Here is a 21,518-nt window from a genome sequence, read left to right as displayed (position 1 = left end):
GCGATCTCACTGGCAGGTCCTCCCTAGCTGTCCGTCGCACCTGCGCCGTCCCCCTGTCGAGCGGCCTGCCGGGCGGCAGGTAGATGACGGGCGCTGACTGTTAGGAGTTGGTGGCCGGCACGATCAGCACGCATTGTGACGCGGATCACGTTTGACGATCAGCCAAACCCTACGGATGCGGCGGAAACCGACCACCGAGCAGCGTCGTGCCCCGGCCTCGGGTGAGGCCGGGGCACGACGCAGGTGCGGTTCAGATCAGATCGTCGGGGCCGATGCTCCTTCCGTCCGTGGCCACCTGACGCCGGCGGACCGAGGCCGCGAGGGCCAGCCCGCCGATCAGCAGGATCAGCCCGCTGATGAGGAACCAGGTGGTGAGGTTGGTACCGGTGTCGGGCAGGTCCGGCCCGGCACCCGGCGTGTGATGCTCGGTCTCGCAGTCGGGGTTGCCGTCCGCCGCCGGGACACACTCTCCGCGGTCGTCGGGACTGGTAACCACGTTGCGCATAGTGGCGTCGGCTTCGTCACCGACGGTCACCGAGTAGGTGATCGTCACGACCTGACCCACCTCGAGGTCTCCGGTCCAGGTGAGCTCCTCGTTGTCCATGCTCACCTGGCCCGACGTCGCCGTGGCGTCGTCGTTCCAGTCCGCCACCTCAGCAACCTGGGAGAGGTCGTCGACCACGATGGCATCCTCGACGGGAGCGGTGCCGACCTGCTCGACGGTAACCGTGTACGTCACCACCTCACCCTCCTCGACCTCAGAACCTGGTTCAGGGTCGGACGTCTTCGAGAACGTGTAGGCGCCGTTGATGTGCTCTGTTGTGCACGCCTCGTCCTGACCCTCGGCCGGGACACAGTCACCCGGCGTCGTGACGACGTTTTTCAGATGCCGGTCACCGTCGGCGGTCACCGCCACCGAATAGGTCACCGTCACCACGTCGCCCTCGCTGAGGTCGCCGGCCCACGTCAGGGTTGGCTCCGCGTACGACACCTCGCCGGCCGATGCCTGCGCGTCGTCGTTGTAGGTGGCGTCGTCCAAGACCGCCGACAGGTCGTCGTCGAACGTAGCGGCGACGTCTGCGGCGCCTACGTGCGTCACGGTGACCGTGTACTCCACGACGTCACCGACCTCCACCTGTGAGCCGTCGACCGGGTCCGAGGTCTTCTCGACCTCGTAGTCGCCGATCGGGTGCATCGTCTGGCAGTCCGGATTCTCGTCCGGCGCCGGCACACAGATACCTTCGAGGCAATCCGGGTCGTCCTCCGGGCAGATCGACGTCACCACGTTGGCGAGCTGGTAGTCACCCTCACCGGTCACCGTTACCGAGTACGTGAGATCGACGACCTCACCGACGGCGAGGTCACCGGCCCAGCTCAGCGTCGGCTCCTCGTACGACACCTCACCGGACGTCGCTGTGGCGTCGTCGTTGTAGGTGGCGTCGTCCAGCACCGCGGTCAGGTCATCGTCGAGGAACGCGCCCTCGACGGCCCCTTCGCCCTTCTGGATGACCTGCACGTGGTATGTCACGACGTCGTTGATGCCCACCGTCTCACCCGGTGCCGGGTCAGCGGTCTTGGACACCGTGTAGTAGCCGACCGGGTGCTCGGTGTCGCAGGACTCCTCGTCCACACACCCCGGAGACTCGACCTGGTTGTGGAGGAACGTGTTGCTGTCGCCCTCGTCCAACTCGGTCGCGTCCTTCACCGTCACCGAGTAGGTGATCGTAGCGATCTCTCCAACCGGGATCTCACCTTCCCAGGTGATCACACCGTCCTCGAACGTCGCGGTGCCGATGTCCGCGGCGATGTCGTCGTTGTAGACGGCGTCGTCCAAGACATCGGACACGTCGTCCGTGAACACCGCACCCGACGGCACGTCACCGACCTGCGTCACCGTCACGGTGTAGGTGATGGTGTCACCCGGCTTCACCGTGGACCCGTCCTCGGGGTCCGACGACTTCTCGGTGATGTAGTCGGTGACCACCAGCGATGCCGAGGTGCGCATCACCAGCTCGGTGTGTTCGGCGCGTGCCTGTGCCTGGTTGACATAGACATCGCGCGGCTCCGCGCCGTCGGTGGAGATGACCACCTGGAACGAGAACGACTCACCGGACACGAGCTCCCCGCCGATCACCCGGATCGCGGTCGGGTTCTCCGGCCGCTCCGTCGTCCACAGGTCCGACGGAGCGCCCGGGGCACCGTTGGGCTCATCCAGCGGGTCGTCCGTCAGCGTCGTAGGGTCGGCGTCGGTGTAGTAGACCGTGCCGCCGTCCGGCGTCACCACCTCGTCCAGCGTGTAGGTACCGGAGTACGACGTCCCACGTCCATCGCCGTTGTACGGCAGGATGTCGATGGTGTCGGTGAACGCCTGCGTGATCGGGTCGTGCGACTCGATGGTCACGGTCCACGACCCGGTCCCCACACCGTCCCCGTTCCGGTTCGGGATGTACTCCACGTCGGAGGTCTTGAGGATCGTCGTGTAACCGTTCGTGGTCGTCGTCACCGTCTCCTCGACCGGTGCCGAATCCGCACCGGCCAGGCTCGACTGCGCCGTGTTCGTCAGCGGCGTGCCCGGCGGGATGCTCGAATCCGCCGTCGCCTGGTACGTCAGCTCGTGCTCGACGTTCGTCGCCACGTCATCAAGTGTCCAGGTCAGGATCTGCTGGTTCTGTCCGTTCATCGTCACGGTCGGCTCCGGGTCGGCCGACCCAGGCTTGTAGGTCATGCCCACCGGCAACGTGTCGACGATCTGGTAGCCATCGACGGTAGGCGGAACGAGGCCCGCGCCGGTGGCCGAGTACGTCAGCGTGAAGTCCGCCGGCACACCCGGCGTCACCGTCGGTTCGGCCGCGGACTTCTCGATGTACGGCTCCGCGAGGACGATCTGCAGGAAGTCGCGGCGTCCGTTGGTGTAGGCGTGCTCGGCGCCCTCGGGTGCTGGGGCCCATTGCTGCGAGTCCCAGGGCTCTCCGGGACCGAGTGTGTTCCCGTTGCGCAGCGCCGATCCGTACATCCAGGCGTCCTCACCCACGGGCGCGTCATCGTTGACTCGCGTGTACCAGTTGAGCTGGATGCCGTCGACGCCCTCGTCGCGGGGAAGCGAGTGCGGATAGAGGATTCGGACCGCGGTCACCGTCCCTATGTCCGCCGGCGGCGTCGTCGACCAGCCACCGCCGGTGAAACAGTCGAACGCGTTCGGGTCGCCCACGCCGCCGGTGTAGTACCAGATCGGCGGTGGATTGTTCAGCGGTTGGCCACTCTGGTCCGGATAGCCCGGGTTGCCGGCTCGGATCAGGCCGCGGATCTGCGCGTACGGCGCGTCGGCTGGAGGCTCCACGGCCGTCATGTACGTGGGGTCGAATACGAGGCAGTTGCCGTACTGAGTGTCCGGGTCCACCTGGTCGGAGTCGAAAACGGTGTTGACCCACTGGTTGACCGTAGTGCCGGCCGGGACCCGATACGTGTTGTCGTTCGGCGTTCCACCGGAACCGGTGTACGGCCGCCAGTATCCTGCCCGGAAGCCGCCGGGCAGCGTGTACACCTTGTTGGAGGTGTTGTTGCCAGGCAGATCGTCGTACGACTGCCCGGTGGGCGCCTCATACGTTTCCGGGGCCATCGACAGACTGATCGTCCCGGCGGCCTGGGTCGTCACCCGGAACCAGACAGAACCGCTGGCTACGTAGTCCCAGTTGGGTGGCAGCGGGTGGCCAAGGGAGTCCACCTCCGGCACGTTGGTGAGGTCATAGTTGATCCCGCTGAGCGTGAGGTCGAAGGCCGTAGGGCCGACCTGGGTCAGCGTGCAGCCGCCGACGAAGTTCGTGTGCCGGGCCGCTGGCGGGTTGCTCGAGTAAGGATGCCCGTCGGCCTGCGCGAAGTCGTACGACGTGCAGCCCTCCTTATTCCAGTTGTCTTCTACGCCCGCATTCGGGGGATGGAATCCCACCTGCACCGCCTGCGGCACGTTGGACCCGTCCTTCGCGGCGACGTTCAGCCGGAAGGTGATCGGGTCGGTGGGCCCGGGGTCGGAGCCCTTACCCAGTCGCAGGGACCATTGCAGATCGACATCCACATAGTGGGGGTCGTAGGGGTCGTCCCACCTCTCGTAGTCGGTGGTTCCGGTCCACTGCATGTCCATCACGAACGGGTTCTCGATCAGAACGGGCGGCAGCTCCACGTTCTCGCCACTCGGCGATGTGCCGTCCAGCACGATCTCCTCGCCCGTGCTGCCGTTGGCGACCACCGGGGTTTGCACCACGATCGCCGTGCCCATCTTGACGGGGCCGAAGTTGCACGTCAACGTCATCCCGTCTTCGGAGATGCTCGACGGCGGATCCACACCCTCGGTCAAGCACAGGTCCGGGATGTCGTCGAAGAACGCCTTGTCCACCGTGAACGTCGCCGTGGCGTTCTCTACCGGGTCGTTGCTCGGCGGCTCATCGGCGTCGTTGACGTTCACCCGCCACTCAGCCACCACCGGGGTACCCCGGGAGACCGGCGGCGACACATTCACCCAGTCGCCGTGGATTTCGTACACCGGCGTCGCCGCCTGCGCCATGGTCGCGCCGCCGAGCAACACGAGAAGGCTCGACATCAGCGCCAGCACCAAGCTCAGCGACAGTGGCCGCCGCCACGCACCCGGCGATGTCAGCGAGCCTCCGGGTCCCGGTGTCCGCATTGCCCTTCGTCGCAATTGGTCGTCGCCTGACCGGCTGACGCGTGGTCTCCGCAGCGATCTCACTGGCACGTCCTCCCGTAGCTGTCGTCACGCCAGCGCCGACGGCCCTCCGCCTGTGAAGCACGCCCGGCGACGGGTAGATGACGGCGCTGACTCTTAGGAGTCGGCGGCCCGCACGATCCGCACGCAGTGTGACGCAGATCACGTTTTAGCGCTTGTGAGCAACGTGGCGAAGTCTGCAAACGGCACATCACGACTGATCGCGTTTACCTACACTCGCTGCCATGAAGATCGCCGCCGCGCTGACGGCCCTGGTCATCGTGGTGCTCGCGGGTTGCGCCGATGACGACCCGGGTCCAGAGGCCGGCTCGACCACCACCGTCGCCGACGAGCCGCGGCCACTCACCGGTGACGAGGCTCAGCGGCTGTCGATGATGCGCTACGGGAACTACACGACCGGGGTTAGGTCGGTGGAGTTCGAGGTCGTCGACGGCGGCCGCACGTTCACCGTCGACGGCTGGGTCGACTTCGTCGGGCACGTCGGCTACGCAAATGTCAGCGAGGACGGCGGCGACCCGCTGCTGGCGGCGTGGACGGCGTCGAGCATCACCAGCCACGAGCCCGCCGGGCCGGCCACCGATGACGGGCCGCCGTTGCCGCCACCGGACGACGCCGCGTGGACGTCGTCGACGCTCGCGCCCGCCGAGTCGCGGCTGCACGCGACGCTGGCCGTCGTGCTGCAGGCCGGCAACGACCGGCCCGACAACGCGCTGCTGCTCCAGCAGACCGACGCGCGATGGCTGCGCTCCGACGAGCTGGCCGGCGTGACGGTGGACGTCGTCGCCGGCCCCACCGAGGACCGCGTCTACGACCCCGCGACCTCGACGGCTGCTGGCGACGGCAGCGACGCCACGCTGCGGTACTGGGTCGACGGCGACAGCGTGCTGCGGCGCATGGAGGTCCGCCTCGGCGGCGCCGGCGACTGGACCGTGATCGACCTCGGCGACGCGGCGGCCGAGGTCAGCTTCGCCGACGAGTTCCTCGCCACCACGACGGGCGGATGATGGACAGCGAGCACCCGCCAACACCACCGACCTCGGCCGGCACCCGCCGGCGCGACCTCCTGCGCGGCGCGATGGCCGCCGGCCTCGGCGCCGGAGCCGGGCTCACCGCAGGCGTGCTGGCGTCGTCGGCGGCATCCCGCGAGGACGGCGACGACGGTGACGGCGCGCGGGCGGTCAGCGCACCCGGCGGGACCGACCCACGCCGAGCCGCGGCCGTCGAGGCCGCCGGCGAGCACCAGGCCGGAATCGCCCGGCCCGGCACGCCGCAACCGCACGGGATGCTGGTCGTGCTCGATCTCGCGGACGTCCCGGCTCCCGGGGCCGCCGACGAGGCCTACCGCGTCGGGCTCCGTGAGCTCTGTGCCGCGCTCGGCCGGTCGATCGCGTCGTTGACCAGCGACGATCAAGCTGAAACCAGCGGGCTGCTCGACGGGCCGGGCGACCTCACGGTCACCGTCGGCCTCGGGCCGCGGGTGGTCGCGGCACTCGACCCGGAGCTGCCCGGCGCGCAGGCGCTGCCCGCGTTCGCAGGCGACGACGCCCTGCCGGCCGACCGCACCGGCGGGGACCTGCTGATCGCGGTGTACGGCAGCGACCCGAACGACGTCCACCAGGCCGCGCGCTGGCTGACCGGTACGGTCCCCGGCACATCGATCCGGTGGTCGCAGCGCGGGTTCCGTGCACCCGGCACCGGCACCGTGGCGCGCAACCCGCTGGGCTTCCACGACGGCGTCATCGTCCCGCACGGCGACGACGAGCTGGCCGAGCATGTGTGGATCCCGGACGGACCGCTGGCCGGCGGTACCGTCTGCGTCGTTCGGCGGCTCCGGCTGGACACGACCGCGTTCGCCGCCGAGTCGCTCGAGCACCAGCAGGCCGTCATCGGGCGGTACCGGCACGACGGTTCGCCGCTGTCCGGCGGCGGGCCGTCGGACGAGGCGGACCTGCTGGCGAAGACCCCGGACGGGCAGTACGTCACGCCGGCGCGGTCGCATGTGCGGGCGGCGCACCCGTCGTTCACCGGCAGCCACCTGATGCTGCGCCGCGGCTACGCCTTCGACGACGGTGCCACCGGCGGGGTCGCCGACGCCGGCCTGCTGTTCATCTGTTTCCAGCGCGACCTGCGCACGTTCGCCCAGACCCAGTTCCGGCTCGACGAGACCGACGCGCTCAGCGAGTACGTGACCGCGACCGGGAGCGGCACGTTCCTCATCCTGCCCGGCTTCGACGGCGCCCGCCCGCTCGGCGCGACCCTCCCGTGAGCCGGCCCCCCGGGTCGCCGTCACGGGCCGGACGCCGACCCTGGCAGCGACCGTGTCTCGATGACCTCGCGCGCCACCAGGCCGAGCTTGACGTTGTTGTCCCGGGAGTAGCGGCGCAGCACGTCGAACGCCTGCCGTGCCTCCAGCCCGTAGCGCTCCATCAGGATGCCCTGCGCCACCCCGATCCGGTGCCTGGCCTCGATCGCCTCCCGCAGGGTGAATGACTCGCGGGCGGCCGTCAGCGCGATGGAGGTGTGCCGGGCCAGCGCCTCGGCCGCCGCGACGGCCTCGGGGAGCGGCTGGTGCACCGTTGCCCAGTAGGCCGTGACGGCGCCGGTCAGGTGTGAGCCGAGGTCGAGCGGCACCGCCACCACGCCGCGCACGCCGGCCTTCGTGGCGAGCGGCGCCCAACTGGTCCAGCGCGCATCGTCCCGCGTGTCCGCGACGACGACCACGGCGCGGGTACTGATGGCGGTGACGGCCGGGCCCTCACGGAGCCGGACCTGCAGCGCATCGGCGAGCTCGGCCAGTTCCGCGGTGGCGAACGCGGTGTGCAGGCGCCACCGGCGCGGCGCGAACAGCACGCCCGCGGCGGCGTCGCAGCCGGCCAGGTCGACCAGCTGCTCGACAGCTGTGCGCAGGGCACCCTCCACTTCTGACTGGAGGGAGAGCTGGACGGCGACGGCGGCGAGCCGGCCCGCGATGTCCGATCGATTCCAGGCGACGGCGCTGTCGGACCCATTCTCGTGATCGGACGGTGGGACGGGCCCGCTCACCACGCACGGTGGGCGATGGGCCCGGAGAGGGCGAAGCGGGGACGAGCCATGTAGACCCCATGGAAGGACGAAGCGCACTGCGGCACGATTTGCCGCCGGCTGACCTCCCAACCGCTGCCGGAACCGTAGCAGACCACCGTGATCATGTTCCCTGGCGGTCGCTCAGTGACCGCGAGGGGACATGATCACGGGGAGGGCGCGGGGGTGGTCGTGCGGTGCTGGTCGATCAGGCTGCGGGCCATGGCCTTGGCCCGCTTTGCTGCGCCGGTGTCACCCTCGAGCGCGGCGATGATGGAGCCCTTCATCAGGATGTGCCAGGCCCGCGCGAACTCTTCCGGTTCGCGCAGCCCGGCCTCCTCCGCCCGGCCGCGGGTGATGGCGCGCAGGTTGGCCAGGTGCTGGATGCTGGCCTGCCCCAGCGGATGGTCCTTGCCCATCTCCAGCAGCACGGTGATGAACGCGATGCCGTCGAACTCGTCGCTGTGGAACCATTCGTCGAACACGTCGAAGATGGCCAGCAGCCGCTCTTCGGCGGTGTCTCCGCGGGCCTCGGACTCCTGCTCGACCAGCCCGTGCGTCCAGTCCTGCTCGCGCCGATCCAGGTAGGCCAGCACAAGATCGTTCTTCGACGGGAAGTGCCGGTAGAAGGTGGCCTTGGCCACGTGCGAGCGCTCGATGACCTCGTCCACACCCACCCCGTTGACGCCCCGGCGGGCGAACAATCGGTAGCTCGTGCTCAGGATGCGCTCGCGCGCGCTCAACGCGGTGCCGACCGTTTCCTGGGCGTGCATGACGCCTCATATTACCCTCGAATCGGCCAAGAAGACAGAACCGTCTGGCCAGCATAGACAGAACCGTCTGTACAAGAGACGGACTTGTCTGTACAGTGACGCAGAGTCGTCACCTGACCCGGAGGTGCACCGTGAAGCTGAGCCTCTCCTCGGGGCTAGCCACCCTGGCGGCTGATCTGCATCGCGAGCCTGACGTCGAACGTACCTGTCACGGCATCCTGCGCCACGCGCAGGCACTGACCGGCGCAGACGGAGCCGCCATGATCATCAAGCGGGGTCGACGCACGGTCGTCATCTCGACCAGCCCTACCGCGGAACAGGCCGATCTACTGCAGCTGGAGCACCGCGAGGGCCCGGCCCTGTCCGCCATGTCGCACGCCGGACACATCGTCGTCGACGACGTGTCCGCGGAGGACCGCTGGATGCGCTGGCGGGACCACGTCGTCGACACGGGCCTGCGCAGCGCCCTGTCGTTCCGCATCGGGACGACGACGTCGGCCATCGGCGCGCTCGACGTCTACGCCACCCGGCGCGGCGCGTTCGCCGCCGACACCGCCACCGTCGCCCGCCTCTACGCCCAGCACGCCTCGGTCGCGCTGGCCGCCGCCCAGCACGAGTCCGGGCTGCGTCGTGCCATCGACGCCCGCCAGGCCATCGGCCAAGCCCAAGGCATCCTCATCGAGCGTCATTCCCTGGATCCCGATGCCGCCTTCGCCATGCTGCGCAACGGCGCGCGCGAGCGGAAGATCACCCTCAGCGAGCACGCCCGCCAGATCGTCGCCACCCACCACAGTGCGGCCTGACCGTCACCCACCCCTGGCTCATACGAGCGGCTGCTCGGCGAGCAAGCCGGCCAGCGCCGGATTGTCGATGTCGGCCGCCAGCGACCGGGCCGACCTGAGCGCCGTCGGATCGCCTAGCCGGTGCCGGTGCACCTGCGCCCGGACCACCAGCTCGCGCAGCTCGCACCGGGCGGCCAGCGGCGCCAGGGTCGCCACCAGCGGCCCGGCCCGCTCCGGCTCGTCGCGGTCCAATGCCACCTCGATCGCGGTATCCAACACATGTGCGTGCAGCCAGTGGTAACGGTCGGGCATCCGGTTGCACCGCACCGTGGCCTCGCCGAGCCAGCCGGTCGCGGCCGCGTCGTCGCCACGGCCGGCGTTGAGCAGCCCGAGGCCGCGGGCGGCCATGCCCTCCCAGCAGGGGTCGCCCACCTGACAGGCAAGGGTCCAGGCCCGCTCGAGTGTGTCCGCGGCCGTCTCGAAGTCGCCGGCGCGCAGGTCGAGCTCCGCGCGCAGCGTCTGCGGCCAGGGCAGGAAGACCATCCACCGCTGCGCCCGCACCACGTCGAGACAGTCGGCCAGTGCGACCGCGGCCTGGCTGTGCTCGGACCGGAGCAAGTGCGCCCGCGCCAGGATCGACTGCGACCACGCCCGCTGCCTGTCGTCGCCGCACCGGCGGGCCCGCTCGATCGACTCGCCCAGATGTGCGAAGGCCTCCGGATAGTCGCCGACGTCGGACGCGTTCTGGCCGCGCACGCCAAGAATGCCGGCCAGCTCGGCGTCGTCGGTGGCGAGCATCTGCGCCGACGCGAGCCAGGTGTCCGCCGTCGCCCGCCGACCGGCCTGCACCTCGACGAAGCCCAGCTCGCGTTGGGCGGTCACGGCGAGGGCGCGGTCACCGGCCCTGGTGGCGTGGTCGAGTCCTTCGTGCAGAACCAGCGCGCCCTCCTGGTCCCGTCCACGAACGGCGTGCACCAGCGCGGCACCCAGGGCGACCAGGGCGCGAGCGCGCAGCGCGGTGTCGCGGGTCCGGCCCGCCTCCACCACCGCCCGGCGCAGGCATTGGACGCCCGCGTCGACGGCGCCGGCGACGATCGCCGCGCGCCCGGCCTCGAGCTGGCTCAGCGCGGCCGACCGCCCACCCAGCGGCGGTGTCCGGCCCGACTCGATGCCAACGGTCGCCGCGTCGTGCAGCGCCGCGGAGGCTGTGACGCCCAGCTCACGCCGGAGCACGTCCTCGGCCAGCGCCACCTGGCGCCGCGCGGCGACCCCGTCCCCCGTCATCGCCAGGCTGCGAACGAGCAGCTCGTGGTTGCCCTCATCGACGGGGTTGCTCAGGACCGCCCGCTGGGCGTACCGCAGCGCCTCGCCCGCCCGGCCCGCGGCAAGCAGCGCGACCGCCGCCTGCCGCAACCGCGCCTCGACCATCCCGGCGACCCGATAGCGCTCCACCGACAGCCACGACTCGAACTCCGGGCTGTACGGCAGGTAGACGCCTTCGAGCAGCTCGCCGGCGGCGTCCAGCAGGGGGGCCGGATCGGCCAGCTGGTCGGCGGCGACGCCGACGTCGACGACGACATTCTCGAGCCCGCCGACCGGATCGCCGGTCAGCACGTCGGACCGGCCGAGCGAGCGGCGCAGCTCCGCGAGCGTCCAGCGCAACGCACCCAACGGATCGTCGGCCTCGCCGAACAGCAGCTCCGCCAGCCGCTGCCGGCTCGGCGGGCGCTCGGACAGCAGCACGTAGGCCAGCAGGGCCCACGCCTTGCGTCCGCGCGGCGACCGGCCCGGCCGGCCGTCGTGCTCGATGGCCGGCCGGCCCAGCAGCCGGATGGTCAACATGCTCCCCCCGCGAGCCGGGCGCGCCCGGCGGCGGTACGCCGGCCCGTCTCGATTGTGCCGCCGATCGCGCCGGCTGGCTACAGTCCGGGGGTGACCAGCCGCGTGATCCCCGTGGCCGTGCGGTCAGCGGACATAGCGGTCGTCTGCGGCGAGCGGCGGCACGTGGTCCCAGCGGGTACCGTTGCGCCGCATCGCGTTCTTGACCAGCTCGCGACGGCGGACGCTGCGGGCAGCGGCGGTGTGCAGCGTCGCAGGATCGAACCGCTCGGTGAGCAGGGCGTGCAGCTCGGCCCGGACGCCGGCGGCAACGGCATGGCTGGAGAGGTCGTGCCGCTCCGACGGATCGGTGGACAGGTCGAACAGCTGAGAACCGTGGCCGTGGATGTGCACGTACTTGTGGTCGCCGCGACGCACCATGAACGCCGGCGCGTGGACCTTCTCGGCGTGGTACTCCGAGTACACGACGCGGGCACCGGCCCGGGCATCGTCGCTGCCGCCACGGTCGCCGTCGAGCAGCGGCAGCAGGCTCTCGGCGTCCATCGGCGTCCGGTCCCGCGGAGCGACACCGGCCAGGTCGACGAGGCTGGGCGCGAGGTCCATCATCGACACCGGCGTGACGACCCGGCTGCCGGCGCCGCGTCCATCGGGAAACGAGATGATCAGCGGTACCCGTGCCGACCACTCGTAAAAGCAGCGCTTCTGCACCATGCCTCGTTCGCCCAGCATGTCGCCGTGATCGCTGGTGAAAGCAACGACGGTGTCGGCCAGCTGACCGGTCGCGTCCAACGCGTCGACGATCTCCCCTACCTTCCGGTCGACATAGGTGACCAGTCCGTAGTAGGCCCGGCGCAGCGCCCGCATCGCATCGGGGTCCGCGAGATCGACCCCGGAGGTGTCGTGCGCGTCGTCGAGCCAGCGGTCCAGGGCCGACCGATCGATGCCGTCCCACGCTTCGGGCAAGTCGATCGGCGCACCGTCGTACAGGTTCCACAGCTCCTCGGTGACGTGGAACGGGTCGTGCGGGTGATGGAACGACGCCAGCAGGAAGAACGGCTCCGCCGCCGGGCGCCTGGCGCGTTCCCGGATGAACTCGGTGGCGCGGAACGCCGTCTCCTCGTCGTAGGTGAGGAACTTGGTCCACGGCCGCACGCCCACCTCCGGCGGGACGTATGAGTGCGCGTGCCCGCCACGTGGGAAGCGGCCGTGCTCGTCCACCGTCGGGACCCAGTCCATGCCGGCGGGGAAGATGTCGGGGTTGAGGCGGTGCCGGAAACCGTGCAGCTGGTCCGGCCCGACGAAGTGCATCTTGCCGCACAGCGCCGTCTCGTAGCCGGCGTTGGTGAGCAGGTGGGCGATGGTGGGCTCGTCGACAGGGAACGGCGCGGCGTTGTCGAAGCAGCCGATCGACGACGCGTACCGCCCGGTCATCAGCGCCGCCCGAGCCGGCGCGCACAACGGGTTCGGCGTGTAGGCGGCGTCGAAGCGCACGCCGCGCTCGGTCAGCCGGTCCAGGTTCGGCGTCCGGACCACCTGGTGGCCGTACGCGCCGGTGAGGAACGGCACCAGCTGGTCGGCCATGATCACGACGATGTTCGGTTGCGCGGGCGAGGGCATGACGGGACGGCCTCCTGACGGGCACGGGATCGCGGCGCGGTACTGGTCATGGGCCGGCGGCGTGTTTGCCGCAGCAGCCGGCTCTCAGGCATCCTTCCACGGTCGGCCGGCCGCAAAGGAGTGGCATGTGAGCGCTGCTGAAGAACGCGTCGTGCTGCTCGACGAGCGCGGCGAGTCGGTCGGCACCGCGCTCAAGCGCGAGGTCCACCACCGGGCGACGCCGCTGCACCTGGCGTTCTCCTGCTACGTGTTCGACGACGCCGGCGCGCTGCTGGTGACCAGGCGCGCGGCGGCGAAGACGACCTGGCCGGGATCATGGACCAACAGCTTCTGCGGCCACCCCGGCCCGGACGAGGACATGCGATCCGCGGTCGAGCGGCGAGCGGCCGACGAGCTGGGGCTCCGGCTCAGCGGGCTGCGGCCGGTGCTGCCGGCGTTCCGCTACCGCGCGGTCATGCCCAACGGCGTCGTCGAGAACGAGATTTGCCCGGTCTTCGCGGCGGTCGCGGACGGCGAGCCGGTGCCGGACCCTTCCGAGGTCGGCGACCACACGTGGGAACCGTGGCCGGGCTTTCGCGACGCGGTGCTGGCCGGCCGGCGCGAGGTGTCGCCGTGGTGCGCCGAGCAGGTGCCGACGCTGGCCTCGTTGCCGGACGACCCCCGCGACTGGCCGGCAGCCCCCTGGGCCGCGCTGCCCCCGGCGGCCCGGACCTGATCACGCGGAGTCCAGGCAGCCGAACTGCGCCCGGGCCTGGTCGGTGAGAGCTCGACGAGGCTCACGGCCGGCTCCGAGCGGCGGCCGCGATGCGCTCGCGCAGCACCGGCACCCAGTGGTCGCCGTAGACGGCCCGCAGCTCCGGGCGCCGCCAGTCCGTGCCGGTGACGGTGCCACGGCAGCTCGCCGTGCCGCACCGGCAGGCGAGCTCGTAGCCCGCATCGTCGGTGACGGTGCCGTAATCCAGCGTGAGCTCGGCGCCGGCCGGCACGGCGTGCCGTGTCCGCAGCGCGTACGGGTCCTCCCACCACAGGTTCGGCTCGCACGAGTGGTTGCCCCAGTGCAGCGGCGAACCCGGCGGCAGGACCAGGTTGACGCCGTCGCCGACGGAGACGGTGTCGACGTAGCCGGTGGCCGGGTCGGCGAAGAGCGCACGCAGCTCGTCGTCGGCAACGAGCCGGCCGCCCAAGCGTGCCACGAGGGCGTCCGCCGGCAGCTCGACCCGCGCGAACAGGCCCCAACCTTCGATGTCCGACGCCCGCGGCTCCATCTCGGAACTGAGCCAGCAGTCCGGTTCCGGCACCGTCGCCACCCGCCAACCCTCTCAGGTGATCGCCGTCGTCAACGAGACCTCCCGCAGACCGCCCTCGGCATAGGCCCGCCACGCCCGCGCCAGCCGAAGCACGCCCTCCCGCAGCACCTCGGGCGGCAGGGCGTACGGGAGCCGGGTGTGGTCGTCGGTGTGCCGGTCGGCAGAGAAGACCGCACCGGGCAGCAGTGCCACCCCGAACCGCAGTGCCACCTGCGCCAGGTGCGTCGCGTCGCCATTGGGCAGCCGGACCCAGAGCGAGGCGCCGGCCCGCGGCTCCCGCCAGGTCCAGTCCGGCAGGTGCTCGGACAGCAACCCGGTCAACAGCTCGAACCCGGCCGCCAGCGACTCCCGCCGGGCCGCGGCCGCCTCGTCCACCCGGTCGAGCAAGCGCAGCGCGATCTCCTGGCTGACCAGCGAGGTCCCCAGGTCGGTCACGCCCTTCACCTGTGCCAGTCTCGACGTGACCCGCGCCGAGGCCCGGATCCAGCCGATCCGCAGGCCACCCCAGAACAGCTTGCTCATGGAGCCGACCGTGACGATGCGATCACCGCTGCCCAGGATCGGCGCTGGCGCCGGCCCGCGGAACACCGTGCCGGCCAGCGACGTGTCGTCGACGAGCACCGCTGACGAGGCCTGTACGGCCGCGGCGAGCCGGCGGCGGCGCTCCTCCGCGAGCACCGCGCCGGTCGGGTTGTGCGCCACCGCCTGGACGTAGACCAGCCGCGGCGTCCGGGCGGCCAGCATCTGCTCCAGAGCGCCGACGTCCATACCGTCCTGGTCCGCGCGGACGGTCCGGATACGGCTGCCGGTGTGCGCGAAAGCCTCCAGCGCGCCGCGGTAGGTGGGCTCCTCGACGACGACGCCGTCGCCGGGCTGCAGGCAGCCGCGCGCGATCAGCTCCAGCGCCTGCTGGGCACCGGAGGTGATCAGCACCTCGTCCGGCGTGGTCGGTGTGCCCAGCCCGGAGTACCAGCCGGCGACCCGTTCGCGCAGTGCCGGCAGGCCGCGCGGGTGGTAGCCGTGGTGCGCGCTGCCCAGCCGCCGGTAGTCGTCGTGGGTGAGGCCGGCCGCCACGTCCGCGACCAGGTCGAGGCTGGGCAATGCGGCGTTGGCGAAGTCGATCGTGGCCAGCGGGCCATTGAGGAACGGCGAGGCCACGTGGTCACCGGCCAGCAGGTCGCCGGAGACGGTCTCGCGCTCGCCGCCGGGCGCACCGGAACGCACCCAGGTGCCGCTGCCGCGACGTCGCTCCAGCCGGCCAGCCTCGCGCAGCGTCTGGTACGCCGTCACCACCGTGGTCCGGCTGAGGAGCAGAGCATCGGCGAGGGCGCGTTCGGACGGCAGCACCGCCAGCGGCGGCAGCTCACCGCGGTCGATCAGCTCGGCGATGCTGGTGCTCAGCCGGTGGTACAGGGGACCGGACTTGGCGCCGGTCTCCACGATCATCCGGGCCAGACGGTTGGCCGAATATTTCTTCTGCGTATCCAACCAGAGTCCAATTCCGGCGTTTTGGCTATGGCATGCGTCACGAAAGTCCTGCCAATCTAGCGCACCACACAGCCACCGGACGCACCAGGCCCAACAGCGCGTCGAATTGGCACCGACGGAGAGGAGTCGGCATGTCGCCCATCCGCGGACGGCTCACGGCCGGCTGGCTGCTGGCTCTGTCGATCACGATCGCGGCTCGAGCGACGGTGTCCGCGCCGGACGGCGGCACCAGGCCGTCGACGCGGCCCGGGGCACGTCGTCGGCGCTGCGGATCATCGGGCCGGACTTCGCCTACACCGCGGCCAGCGTCGAGGAGTTCACGCGCGGGCTCGTCGCCGGCGCCCTGAAGTGAGGAACCCACCCGACATGGTGACCTACCAGTTCGAGTACCCCGAGCGGATCCGCTGCGCGTTCATCGGAGCCGGCGGCCACTCCTACCGCAACGTGTACCCGGCGTTCCAGTACGCGCCCGTCGACCTGGTCGCGGTGTGCGACGTCGACGGCGACCGCGCCAGCACCTACGCGCGATCGTTCGGCGCGCCCGCCTCCTACACCGATCACCGGGAGATGCTCGAGCGGGAGCGGCCGGACGCGGTCTTCGTCGTGACCAGCTACACCGGCGACGGGGACGTCCAGGCCACGGCGCTGGCCGAGGACGCGCTGCGCGCCGGAGCCCACGTCTGGATGGAGAAGCCGACGGCGTCCAGCCTGGCCCGGCTGGACGCGCTGGCGGCCGCCGCGACCGGTGCCGGGCGGTACGTGATGACCGGGCTGAAGAAGATCTTCACCCCGGCCGTCGAGAAGGTGAAGGAGATCCTGGACAGCGAGGAGTTCGGCACGCCGTCGTCGATCTCGGTGCGCTACCCGCAGGGCCTGCCGGCGATGCCGAACCGGAACGACGGCCGCCACATGATCGGCTTCCTCGACCACATCTATCACCCGGCCGCGGTGCTGCACCACCTGATGGGCCCGGTGGAGCGGATGTCGTACGAGTGGGAGCCGCGCACTGGAGCCAGTGTGACCAGCCTCCGGTTCGCCTCCGGCGCCATCGGGACGCTGCACCTCACCGCCGGCTCGGCCGTCACCAGCCCGCTGGAACGGGTCGAGGTGGTCGGCGAGGGCGCGAACGTCGTCGTCGACAACGGCGTGCGGCTGACGTACTACCGACGCGGCGCGTCGCTGCCGTACGGGCGCAGCGCGTCGTTCGTCGTCGACGACGACGTGGCGCCGCTGACCTGGGAGCCGGAGTTCTCCCTCGGCCAGCTCTACAACAAGAACCTCTTCTACCTGGGCTACGTCCCGGAGATCCTGCACTTCTGCACGGCGGTGCTGAAGGGGACCCCACCCACGAAGGGGACACTCGCCGACGTGCGCTTGATCATGCGGCTCTACGAGGCCTACCGGCGCACCGAACCGGGCACCGTCACGACCATCGAGAGGTGAGTACCGCGGCATGGAGGAGTTCGACATGGTCCAGCACGAGGTCCGGCTGACCCGCACCAGCGACGCGGTCGCCGAGGAGCAGCCCTGGGGCCGGCTGGTGTGGATGGTGTCCGGCGCGCTGGGCAACTCCGACGCCATGACCGTCGGCCGCTGCCACATCGCGCCAGGCCAGGCCAACCCGCGGCACTTCCACCCCAACTGCGACGAGGTGCTGCACGTTCTGCAGGGCACCATCGAGCACAGCCTCGACGACGAGCTGGTGCGGATGGGCCCGGGCGACACCATCAGCATCCCCACCGGCGCCTGGCACAACGCCCGCAACGTCGGCACCGACGAGGCGATCTTCGTCATCGCCTTCTCCACCGCCGACCGGCAAGCCGTCGGGGAGTGACAGTGTCTCCGACGAGGCCCTGTTCGACGCGGTACGGTCGCAGGCCGACCGGTCCGTCGTCGACATCGTCGAGCTGGACCACGCCGTGAACGACCCCGAGTTCGCCGCGGCCATGGCGTCCCGCCTGGACGCCTCGTGGCCACAGCGGCCCCGAGAGGAGAGCGCTGACATGCCCCGATTCGACCGTGCCGAAATTCTCGCGAGACTGCGCGCCAAGCGAGCCCGCGGCGAGCTGGTGATCGGCGGCGGCGCCGGCACCGGGCTGTCGGCCAAGTGCGAGGAGGCCGGCGGCATCGACCTCATCGTGCTGTACAACTCCGGCCGCTACCGGATGGCCGGACGGGGGTCGCTGGCGGGGCTGCTCGCCTATGGCAACGCCAACGACATCGTCGTCGAGATGGCCCGCGAGGTCCTGCCGGTGGTGCGTGACACGCCCGTACTGGCAGGTGTCAACGGCACCGACCCGTTCTACGACCCCGCGGTGTTCCTGCCGTCGCTGGCCGCGATGGGGTTCTCCGGGGTGCAGAACTTCCCGACCGTAGGGCTGATCGACGGCACGTTCCGCGCCAACCTCGAGGAGACCGGCATGAGCTACGACCTCGAGGTCGAGCTGATCCGGCAGGCCGCGGCCATGGACCTTTTCACCACGCCGTACGTCTTCTCCGCCGATGACGCGGTCGCGATGACCGAGGCCGGCGCGGACGTCGTCGTGGCGCACCTGGGCCTGACCACCGGCGGAACCATCGGCGCGGAGTCGGCCCGGACGCTGGAGGACTGCGTGCCGCTGATCTCGCAGTGGGCCGCGGCGGCCCGGTCGGTCCGGCCCGACGTGCTGGTGCTGTGCCACGGCGGCCCCATCTCGGCGCCGGCCGACGTGCGCTTCGTCGTCGACCGGTGCCCCGAGGTCGACGGCTTCTACGGCGCCTCGTCGATGGAGCGGCTACCGGTGGAGAGCGCGATCGCCGCGACCGTCGCGGAGTTCAGCGCCATCCGCCCCGCGGTCCCGCAGGGATGACCGCCGTCAGCGGCCCTGGTTCTTGACCGCCTCGATGGCGGCAGCGGCGGCGTCGGGATCGAGATACTCGCCGCCCCGCGTGACCGGGCGCATGGAGTCGTCCAGCTCGTACAGCAGCGGCACGCCGGTGGGGATGTTCAGCCCGGCGATGGCGTCGTCGGAGATGTCGTCCAGGTGCTTCACGAGCGCGCGCATGGAGTTGCCGTGCGCGACGACGGCGACCGTGCGGCCCAGGCGCAGGTCGGGCACGACGGCGTCGTACCAGTACGGCAGGAACCGGTGCAGCACGTCCTTCAGGCACTCCGTCGCCGGAAGCAGCTCCGGCGGTAGGTCGACGTAGCGCGGGTCGCCGGTCTGGGCGAACTCGTCGTCCGGGTCGATGGCCGGCGGCGGGGTGTCGTACGAGCGGCGCCAGAGCATGAACTGCTCCTCGCCGAACTCCGCCAGCGTCTGCTTCTTGTCCTTGCCCTGCAGCGCGCCGTAGTGGCGCTCGTTGAGCCGCCACGACCGGCGCACCGGGACCCAGTGCCGCTCGGCGACGTCGAGGGTGATGTTGGCGGTGCGGATGGCCCGCCGCAGCACGCTGGTGTGTACGACGTCGGGCAGCACGCCGCGTGACTTCAGCAGCTCGCCGCCGCGCCTGGCCTCGTCCTCGCCGGCGGCCGTGAGGTCGACGTCGACCCAGCCGGTGAAGAGGTTCTTCGCGTTCCATTCGCTCTCGCCGTGGCGGAGCAGCACCAGCCGAAAGGTCATGCGGTCAGCTTACGGGGGCGGTCGCAGGTGCTCGAAAGCGGCTAGGTTGCGGGTGGACTCGCCGCGCGACAGGCGCCAGGCCCACTCCCGCCGGATCGACGAGGAGAACCCGAGCTCCAGGATCGTGTTGAACGAGCCGTCGGCGGTGTCCAGCACGACGCCGAGGAGCCGGTCGAGCTCGTCGGCGGTGACGGCGTGCAGTGGCAGCCGGCCGACCAGATAGATGTCGCCGACGCCGTCGACGGCGAAGGCCATACCGGACAGCCGGGCGTTGCGCTCCAGGAGCCAGCGGAACACCGCCTCGTGGTTCTCGTCCGGCCGGCGCGCGACGAAGGCGTTGACGACGAGGCTGTGGTCGCGTACGGCCAGCCCGCACGACGTCTTCAGCTTGCGCTCGCCGGGCAGCTCGACGGAGAACGTGCCGGGCGCCGACTCCTCCCAGGGCTGGCCGGTGCCGGCGAGGTAGTCGCGGACCACCGCCGCTGGGGCCTGCTGATCACTCATGCGGTCACCATCTGCCGACGCCGGATCGCTCGCGCGTAGACGTCGAGCATACGGTCGGCCGTCCCGTCCCAGCCGAACCGGGCGGCGTGCGCGACGGCGCCGGCACCCAGCGCGCGCCGCCGGGCCGGGTCGGCGATGAGCCCGCCGAGCACGCGGGCCCAGTCCGCCGGGTCGTGCCCCTCGACCAGTACACCGGAGAAGCCGTCGGATACGGCCGTGCGCAGGCCGCCGACCGCGGCGGCGACCACCGGCGTGCCGCAGGCCTGCGACTCCAACGCCACCAGACCGAACGACTCGCTGTACGACGGCACCGCGGTCAGGTCCGCGGCCCGGAACCAGTCGACCAGCGCGGACTGGTCCACCGGCGGCTCGAACCGGACGACGTCGTCGACGTCCAGGGTGCGGGCCAGCCGGGTCAGGCCATGGGCGGTGTCGCCAAGCGGGCCGGACGGACCTCCCACCACCGCCACCACGAGCCGGTCGCGCAGCGCGGGATCCGCGGCGATCAGCAGCGACGCCGCACGCACCAGCACGTCGGGTGCCTTGAGCGGCTGGATGCGGCCGGCGAACAGCAGCACGACCGCGTCACGCGGCAGACCCAGCCGGGCCCGTGCCGCCGCCCGCGACGCCGGGGCGAACCGGTCGAGGTCCACGCCCGGCGGCACGGTCACGACCCGCTGCGGCACCGCACCGTACAGCGTCGTGAGCTGATCAGCTTCCTCGTCGGTGTTCGCGACCAGCAGGTCGGCGGCGGCCACCACCTGCTCCTCGCCCAGCTCGCGCTCCGGCGACTCGGGAACATCACCCTCGGCGAGCGCGGCATTCTTGACCTTCGACATGGTGTGCATGGAGTGCACAAGCGGCACACCCCACCGCAGCGAGGCCAGCCAGCCGACGTGGCCGGACAGCCAGTAGTGCGAGTGCACCAGGTCGTACCAGCCGGGTTCGTGGCGCGCCTCGGCCCGCAGCACCCCCGCCGTGAACGCGCACAACTGGGCCGGGACCTCCGCCGTCGGCAGCAGCTCGTACGGACCCGCGGCCACGTGCCGGACCGTCACACCCGGCATCGTCTCCACCCGCGCGGGCTGGTCCGACGCCGTGGCCCGGGTGAACACCTCCACCTCGACATCGCGCGCGGCCAGCCGCCGGGCCAGCTCGACGACGTAGACATTGAGGCCGCCGGCGTTGCCGGCACCCGGCTGTTCCAGCGGCGACGTGTGCACGCTGAGCATCGCCACCCGGCGCGGTCGGCCTCTGCCCGGCATCACGGTCGGCACAACCGCACACCGACCCGCGGACATTCCCCGGGACGTTCCCGCGAGCCGTCGCGCGGCTGCGGGCCGCCACCTGACATCACCATTGATGATCATTGCGGAAACGGTGCGCGGAACGAACACAACAGCGAGGGGACCGGCGACCGCCTTCGCCCGTGATACCGCTGAACGTTCGATACCTATTCGTGATACAAATTGCGCCGCCTCCGGGGCAACCTTGTCCGGGCATCACGAGTCTTTCTGGGTGGGAGCGGCGTCGACGGGGCGCCGGTTTGAGGGGGAGGAAACATCGTGACGCGAGGCAGGAAAGCCGGACTGGGCGTGTTCGCGGTCCTGCTCGTCGCCGCCGTGGTGTCGGCCGTCGTGTTCGGCCTGAACCGCCTCGGTGGCGACGAGCCGGCATCGGCCGCGCCGGCCGGCTCTGGCCGCGAAGCGACGCAGTCGCCGGAGGAATCCCCGACCCCGACGGCGACCCCGATTCCGACACCGACCGCGACGCCGACTCCCGCCACGACGCCTGTCTCTTATACACAGCTG

The 21,518-nt window shown here is 71.0% G+C and carries 18 protein-coding genes and 1 pseudogene; 9 read left to right on the top strand and 10 right to left on the bottom strand.

Annotated features, from left to right (window positions below; translation table 11 throughout):
- Window positions 1–250: 250 nt before the first annotated feature.
- Complete coding sequence (locus tag E1269_RS21490; RefSeq protein ID WP_162606555.1) at window positions 251–4,591, bottom strand: DUF7927 domain-containing protein; 4,341 nt, start codon at window positions 4,589–4,591, stop codon at window positions 251–253.
- A gap of 368 nt (window positions 4,592–4,959) precedes the next feature.
- Here E1269_RS21490 and E1269_RS21485 point away from each other — a divergent pair, with 368 nt between their 5' ends.
- Together E1269_RS21485 and E1269_RS21480 are read left to right on the top strand one after the other, a co-directional pair.
- Entirely contained in the window at window positions 4,960–5,739 is a 780-nt protein-coding gene (locus tag E1269_RS21485) for a hypothetical protein (RefSeq protein ID WP_131898345.1), read from the top strand.
- Entirely contained in the window at window positions 5,736–7,001 is a 1,266-nt protein-coding gene (locus tag E1269_RS21480) for a Dyp-type peroxidase (RefSeq protein WP_203433951.1), read from the top strand. The genes E1269_RS21485 and E1269_RS21480 overlap by 4 nt, the downstream gene beginning before the upstream one ends.
- Before the next feature lie 20 nt (window positions 7,002–7,021).
- On the opposite strand, the gene E1269_RS21475 is transcribed toward E1269_RS21480, so the two are convergent.
- Window positions 7,022–7,777: a GAF and ANTAR domain-containing protein gene (locus E1269_RS21475; protein WP_131898343.1), complete on the bottom strand. Its 756-nt coding sequence runs from the start codon at window positions 7,775–7,777 to the stop codon at window positions 7,022–7,024.
- A gap of 185 nt (window positions 7,778–7,962) precedes the next feature.
- The gene (locus E1269_RS21470) at window positions 7,963–8,568 is read right to left on the bottom strand and encodes a TetR/AcrR family transcriptional regulator (protein WP_131898341.1); all 606 of its coding nucleotides are present in this window, start codon (window positions 8,566–8,568) and stop codon (window positions 7,963–7,965) included.
- 95 nt (window positions 8,569–8,663) lie between these two features.
- On the opposite strand from E1269_RS21470, the gene E1269_RS21465 reads away from it, so the two are divergent.
- Window positions 8,664–9,371, top strand: a complete 708-nt coding sequence (locus E1269_RS21465) for an ANTAR domain-containing protein (protein ID WP_338033585.1) — start codon at window positions 8,664–8,666, stop codon at window positions 9,369–9,371.
- 18 nt (window positions 9,372–9,389) lie between these two features.
- On the opposite strand, the gene E1269_RS21460 is transcribed toward E1269_RS21465, so the two are convergent.
- Complete coding sequence (locus E1269_RS21460; RefSeq protein WP_131898337.1) at window positions 9,390–11,192, bottom strand: AfsR/SARP family transcriptional regulator; 1,803 nt, start codon at window positions 11,190–11,192, stop codon at window positions 9,390–9,392.
- A gap of 123 nt (window positions 11,193–11,315) precedes the next feature.
- Entirely contained in the window at window positions 11,316–12,806 is a 1,491-nt protein-coding gene (gene betC / locus E1269_RS21455; protein ID WP_131898335.1) for a choline-sulfatase, read from the bottom strand.
- Window positions 12,807–12,933: 127 nt separating this feature from the next.
- On the opposite strand from betC, the gene idi reads away from it, so the two are divergent.
- Window positions 12,934–13,521 carry an isopentenyl-diphosphate Delta-isomerase gene (gene idi / locus E1269_RS21450; RefSeq protein ID WP_239000983.1) on the top strand — a complete coding sequence of 196 codons (588 nt, stop codon included), beginning with the start codon at window positions 12,934–12,936 and terminating at the stop codon, window positions 13,519–13,521.
- A 61-nt stretch (window positions 13,522–13,582) separates the two neighbouring features.
- Here the strand turns inward: idi and E1269_RS21445 are convergent, their stop codons facing one another.
- Both E1269_RS21445 and E1269_RS21440 read right to left on the bottom strand, forming a co-directional pair.
- The gene (locus E1269_RS21445; protein ID WP_131898331.1) at window positions 13,583–14,113 is read right to left on the bottom strand and encodes an SET domain-containing protein; all 531 of its coding nucleotides are present in this window, start codon (window positions 14,111–14,113) and stop codon (window positions 13,583–13,585) included.
- Between the two features lie 12 nt (window positions 14,114–14,125).
- Complete coding sequence (locus E1269_RS21440; RefSeq protein ID WP_131898329.1) at window positions 14,126–15,601, bottom strand: aminotransferase-like domain-containing protein; 1,476 nt, start codon at window positions 15,599–15,601, stop codon at window positions 14,126–14,128.
- Window positions 15,602–15,707: 106 nt separating this feature from the next.
- Between E1269_RS21440 and E1269_RS21435 the strand changes: the two genes are divergently transcribed.
- The 4 genes from E1269_RS21435 to E1269_RS21420 all read left to right on the top strand — a co-directional run bounded on the left by E1269_RS21435 (window position 15,708) and on the right by E1269_RS21420 (window position 18,450).
- The gene (locus E1269_RS21435) at window positions 15,708–15,953 is read left to right on the top strand and encodes a hypothetical protein (RefSeq protein WP_131898327.1); all 246 of its coding nucleotides are present in this window, start codon (window positions 15,708–15,710) and stop codon (window positions 15,951–15,953) included.
- 14 nt (window positions 15,954–15,967) lie between these two features.
- Window positions 15,968–17,044 carry a Gfo/Idh/MocA family protein gene (locus tag E1269_RS21430; protein ID WP_131898325.1) on the top strand — a complete coding sequence of 359 codons (1,077 nt, stop codon included), beginning with the start codon at window positions 15,968–15,970 and terminating at the stop codon, window positions 17,042–17,044.
- Window positions 17,045–17,054: 10 nt separating this feature from the next.
- On the top strand, window positions 17,055–17,435 hold the full coding sequence (locus E1269_RS21425; RefSeq protein WP_203433950.1) for a cupin domain-containing protein: 381 nt from the start codon (window positions 17,055–17,057) through the stop codon (window positions 17,433–17,435).
- A 169-nt stretch (window positions 17,436–17,604) separates the two neighbouring features.
- Window positions 17,605–18,450 (top strand): phosphoenolpyruvate hydrolase family protein, encoded by an 846-nt coding sequence (locus E1269_RS21420; protein WP_131898323.1) that lies wholly within the window; start codon window positions 17,605–17,607, stop codon window positions 18,448–18,450.
- A gap of 6 nt (window positions 18,451–18,456) precedes the next feature.
- Here E1269_RS21420 and E1269_RS21415 read toward each other — a convergent pair whose 3' ends face one another.
- The 3 genes from E1269_RS21415 to mshA are packed head-to-tail and all read right to left on the bottom strand — an operon-like array spanning window position 18,457 to window position 20,972.
- Window positions 18,457–19,203 carry a phosphoglyceromutase gene (locus tag E1269_RS21415; protein WP_131898321.1) on the bottom strand — a complete coding sequence of 249 codons (747 nt, stop codon included), beginning with the start codon at window positions 19,201–19,203 and terminating at the stop codon, window positions 18,457–18,459.
- A gap of 9 nt (window positions 19,204–19,212) precedes the next feature.
- A complete protein-coding gene (locus E1269_RS21410; protein WP_131898319.1) occupies window positions 19,213–19,707 on the bottom strand; it encodes a type III secretion system chaperone family protein in 495 nt (164 codons plus the stop codon).
- Window positions 19,704–20,972, bottom strand: a complete 1,269-nt coding sequence (gene mshA, locus E1269_RS21405) for a D-inositol-3-phosphate glycosyltransferase (RefSeq protein WP_239000985.1) — start codon at window positions 20,970–20,972, stop codon at window positions 19,704–19,706. Before mshA ends, E1269_RS21410 begins: the two co-directional genes overlap by 4 nt.
- Window positions 20,973–21,272: 300 nt before the next feature.
- On the opposite strand from mshA, the pseudogene E1269_RS21400 reads away from it, so the two are divergent.
- A pseudogene (locus E1269_RS21400) lies at window positions 21,273–21,518 on the top strand (plastocyanin/azurin family copper-binding protein); the annotation flags it as partial.

Source organism: Jiangella asiatica (assembly GCF_004349065.1).
Lineage (GTDB): Bacteria > Actinomycetota > Actinomycetes > Jiangellales > Jiangellaceae > Jiangella > Jiangella asiatica.
Note: the sequence above shows the minus strand (reverse complement) of the source record. Positions and strands in the feature narration are given on the sequence as shown.

Excerpts from the sequence above, each read along its gene's own strand:
- E1269_RS21490 (WP_162606555.1), bottom strand. The coding sequence starts at position 4,591 with ATGTCGAGCCTTCTCGTGTTGCTCGGCGGCGCGACCATGGCGCAGGCG.
- E1269_RS21485 (WP_131898345.1), top strand. The coding sequence starts at position 4,960 with ATGAAGATCGCCGCCGCGCTGACGGCCCTGGTCATCGTGGTGCTCGCG.
- E1269_RS21480 (WP_203433951.1), top strand. The coding sequence starts at position 5,736 with ATGATGGACAGCGAGCACCCGCCAACACCACCGACCTCGGCCGGCACC.
- E1269_RS21470 (WP_131898341.1), bottom strand. The coding sequence starts at position 8,568 with ATGCACGCCCAGGAAACGGTCGGCACCGCGTTGAGCGCGCGCGAGCGC.
- E1269_RS21460 (WP_131898337.1), bottom strand. The coding sequence starts at position 11,192 with ATGTTGACCATCCGGCTGCTGGGCCGGCCGGCCATCGAGCACGACGGC.
- betC (WP_131898335.1), bottom strand. The coding sequence starts at position 12,806 with ATGCCCTCGCCCGCGCAACCGAACATCGTCGTGATCATGGCCGACCAG.
- E1269_RS21430 (WP_131898325.1), top strand. The coding sequence starts at position 15,968 with ATGGTGACCTACCAGTTCGAGTACCCCGAGCGGATCCGCTGCGCGTTC.
- E1269_RS21425 (WP_203433950.1), top strand. The coding sequence starts at position 17,055 with ATGGAGGAGTTCGACATGGTCCAGCACGAGGTCCGGCTGACCCGCACC.
- E1269_RS21420 (WP_131898323.1), top strand. The coding sequence starts at position 17,605 with ATGCCCCGATTCGACCGTGCCGAAATTCTCGCGAGACTGCGCGCCAAG.
- E1269_RS21415 (WP_131898321.1), bottom strand. The coding sequence starts at position 19,203 with ATGACCTTTCGGCTGGTGCTGCTCCGCCACGGCGAGAGCGAATGGAAC.
- E1269_RS21410 (WP_131898319.1), bottom strand. The coding sequence starts at position 19,707 with ATGAGTGATCAGCAGGCCCCAGCGGCGGTGGTCCGCGACTACCTCGCC.
- mshA (WP_239000985.1), bottom strand. The coding sequence starts at position 20,972 with ATGCCGGGCAGAGGCCGACCGCGCCGGGTGGCGATGCTCAGCGTGCAC.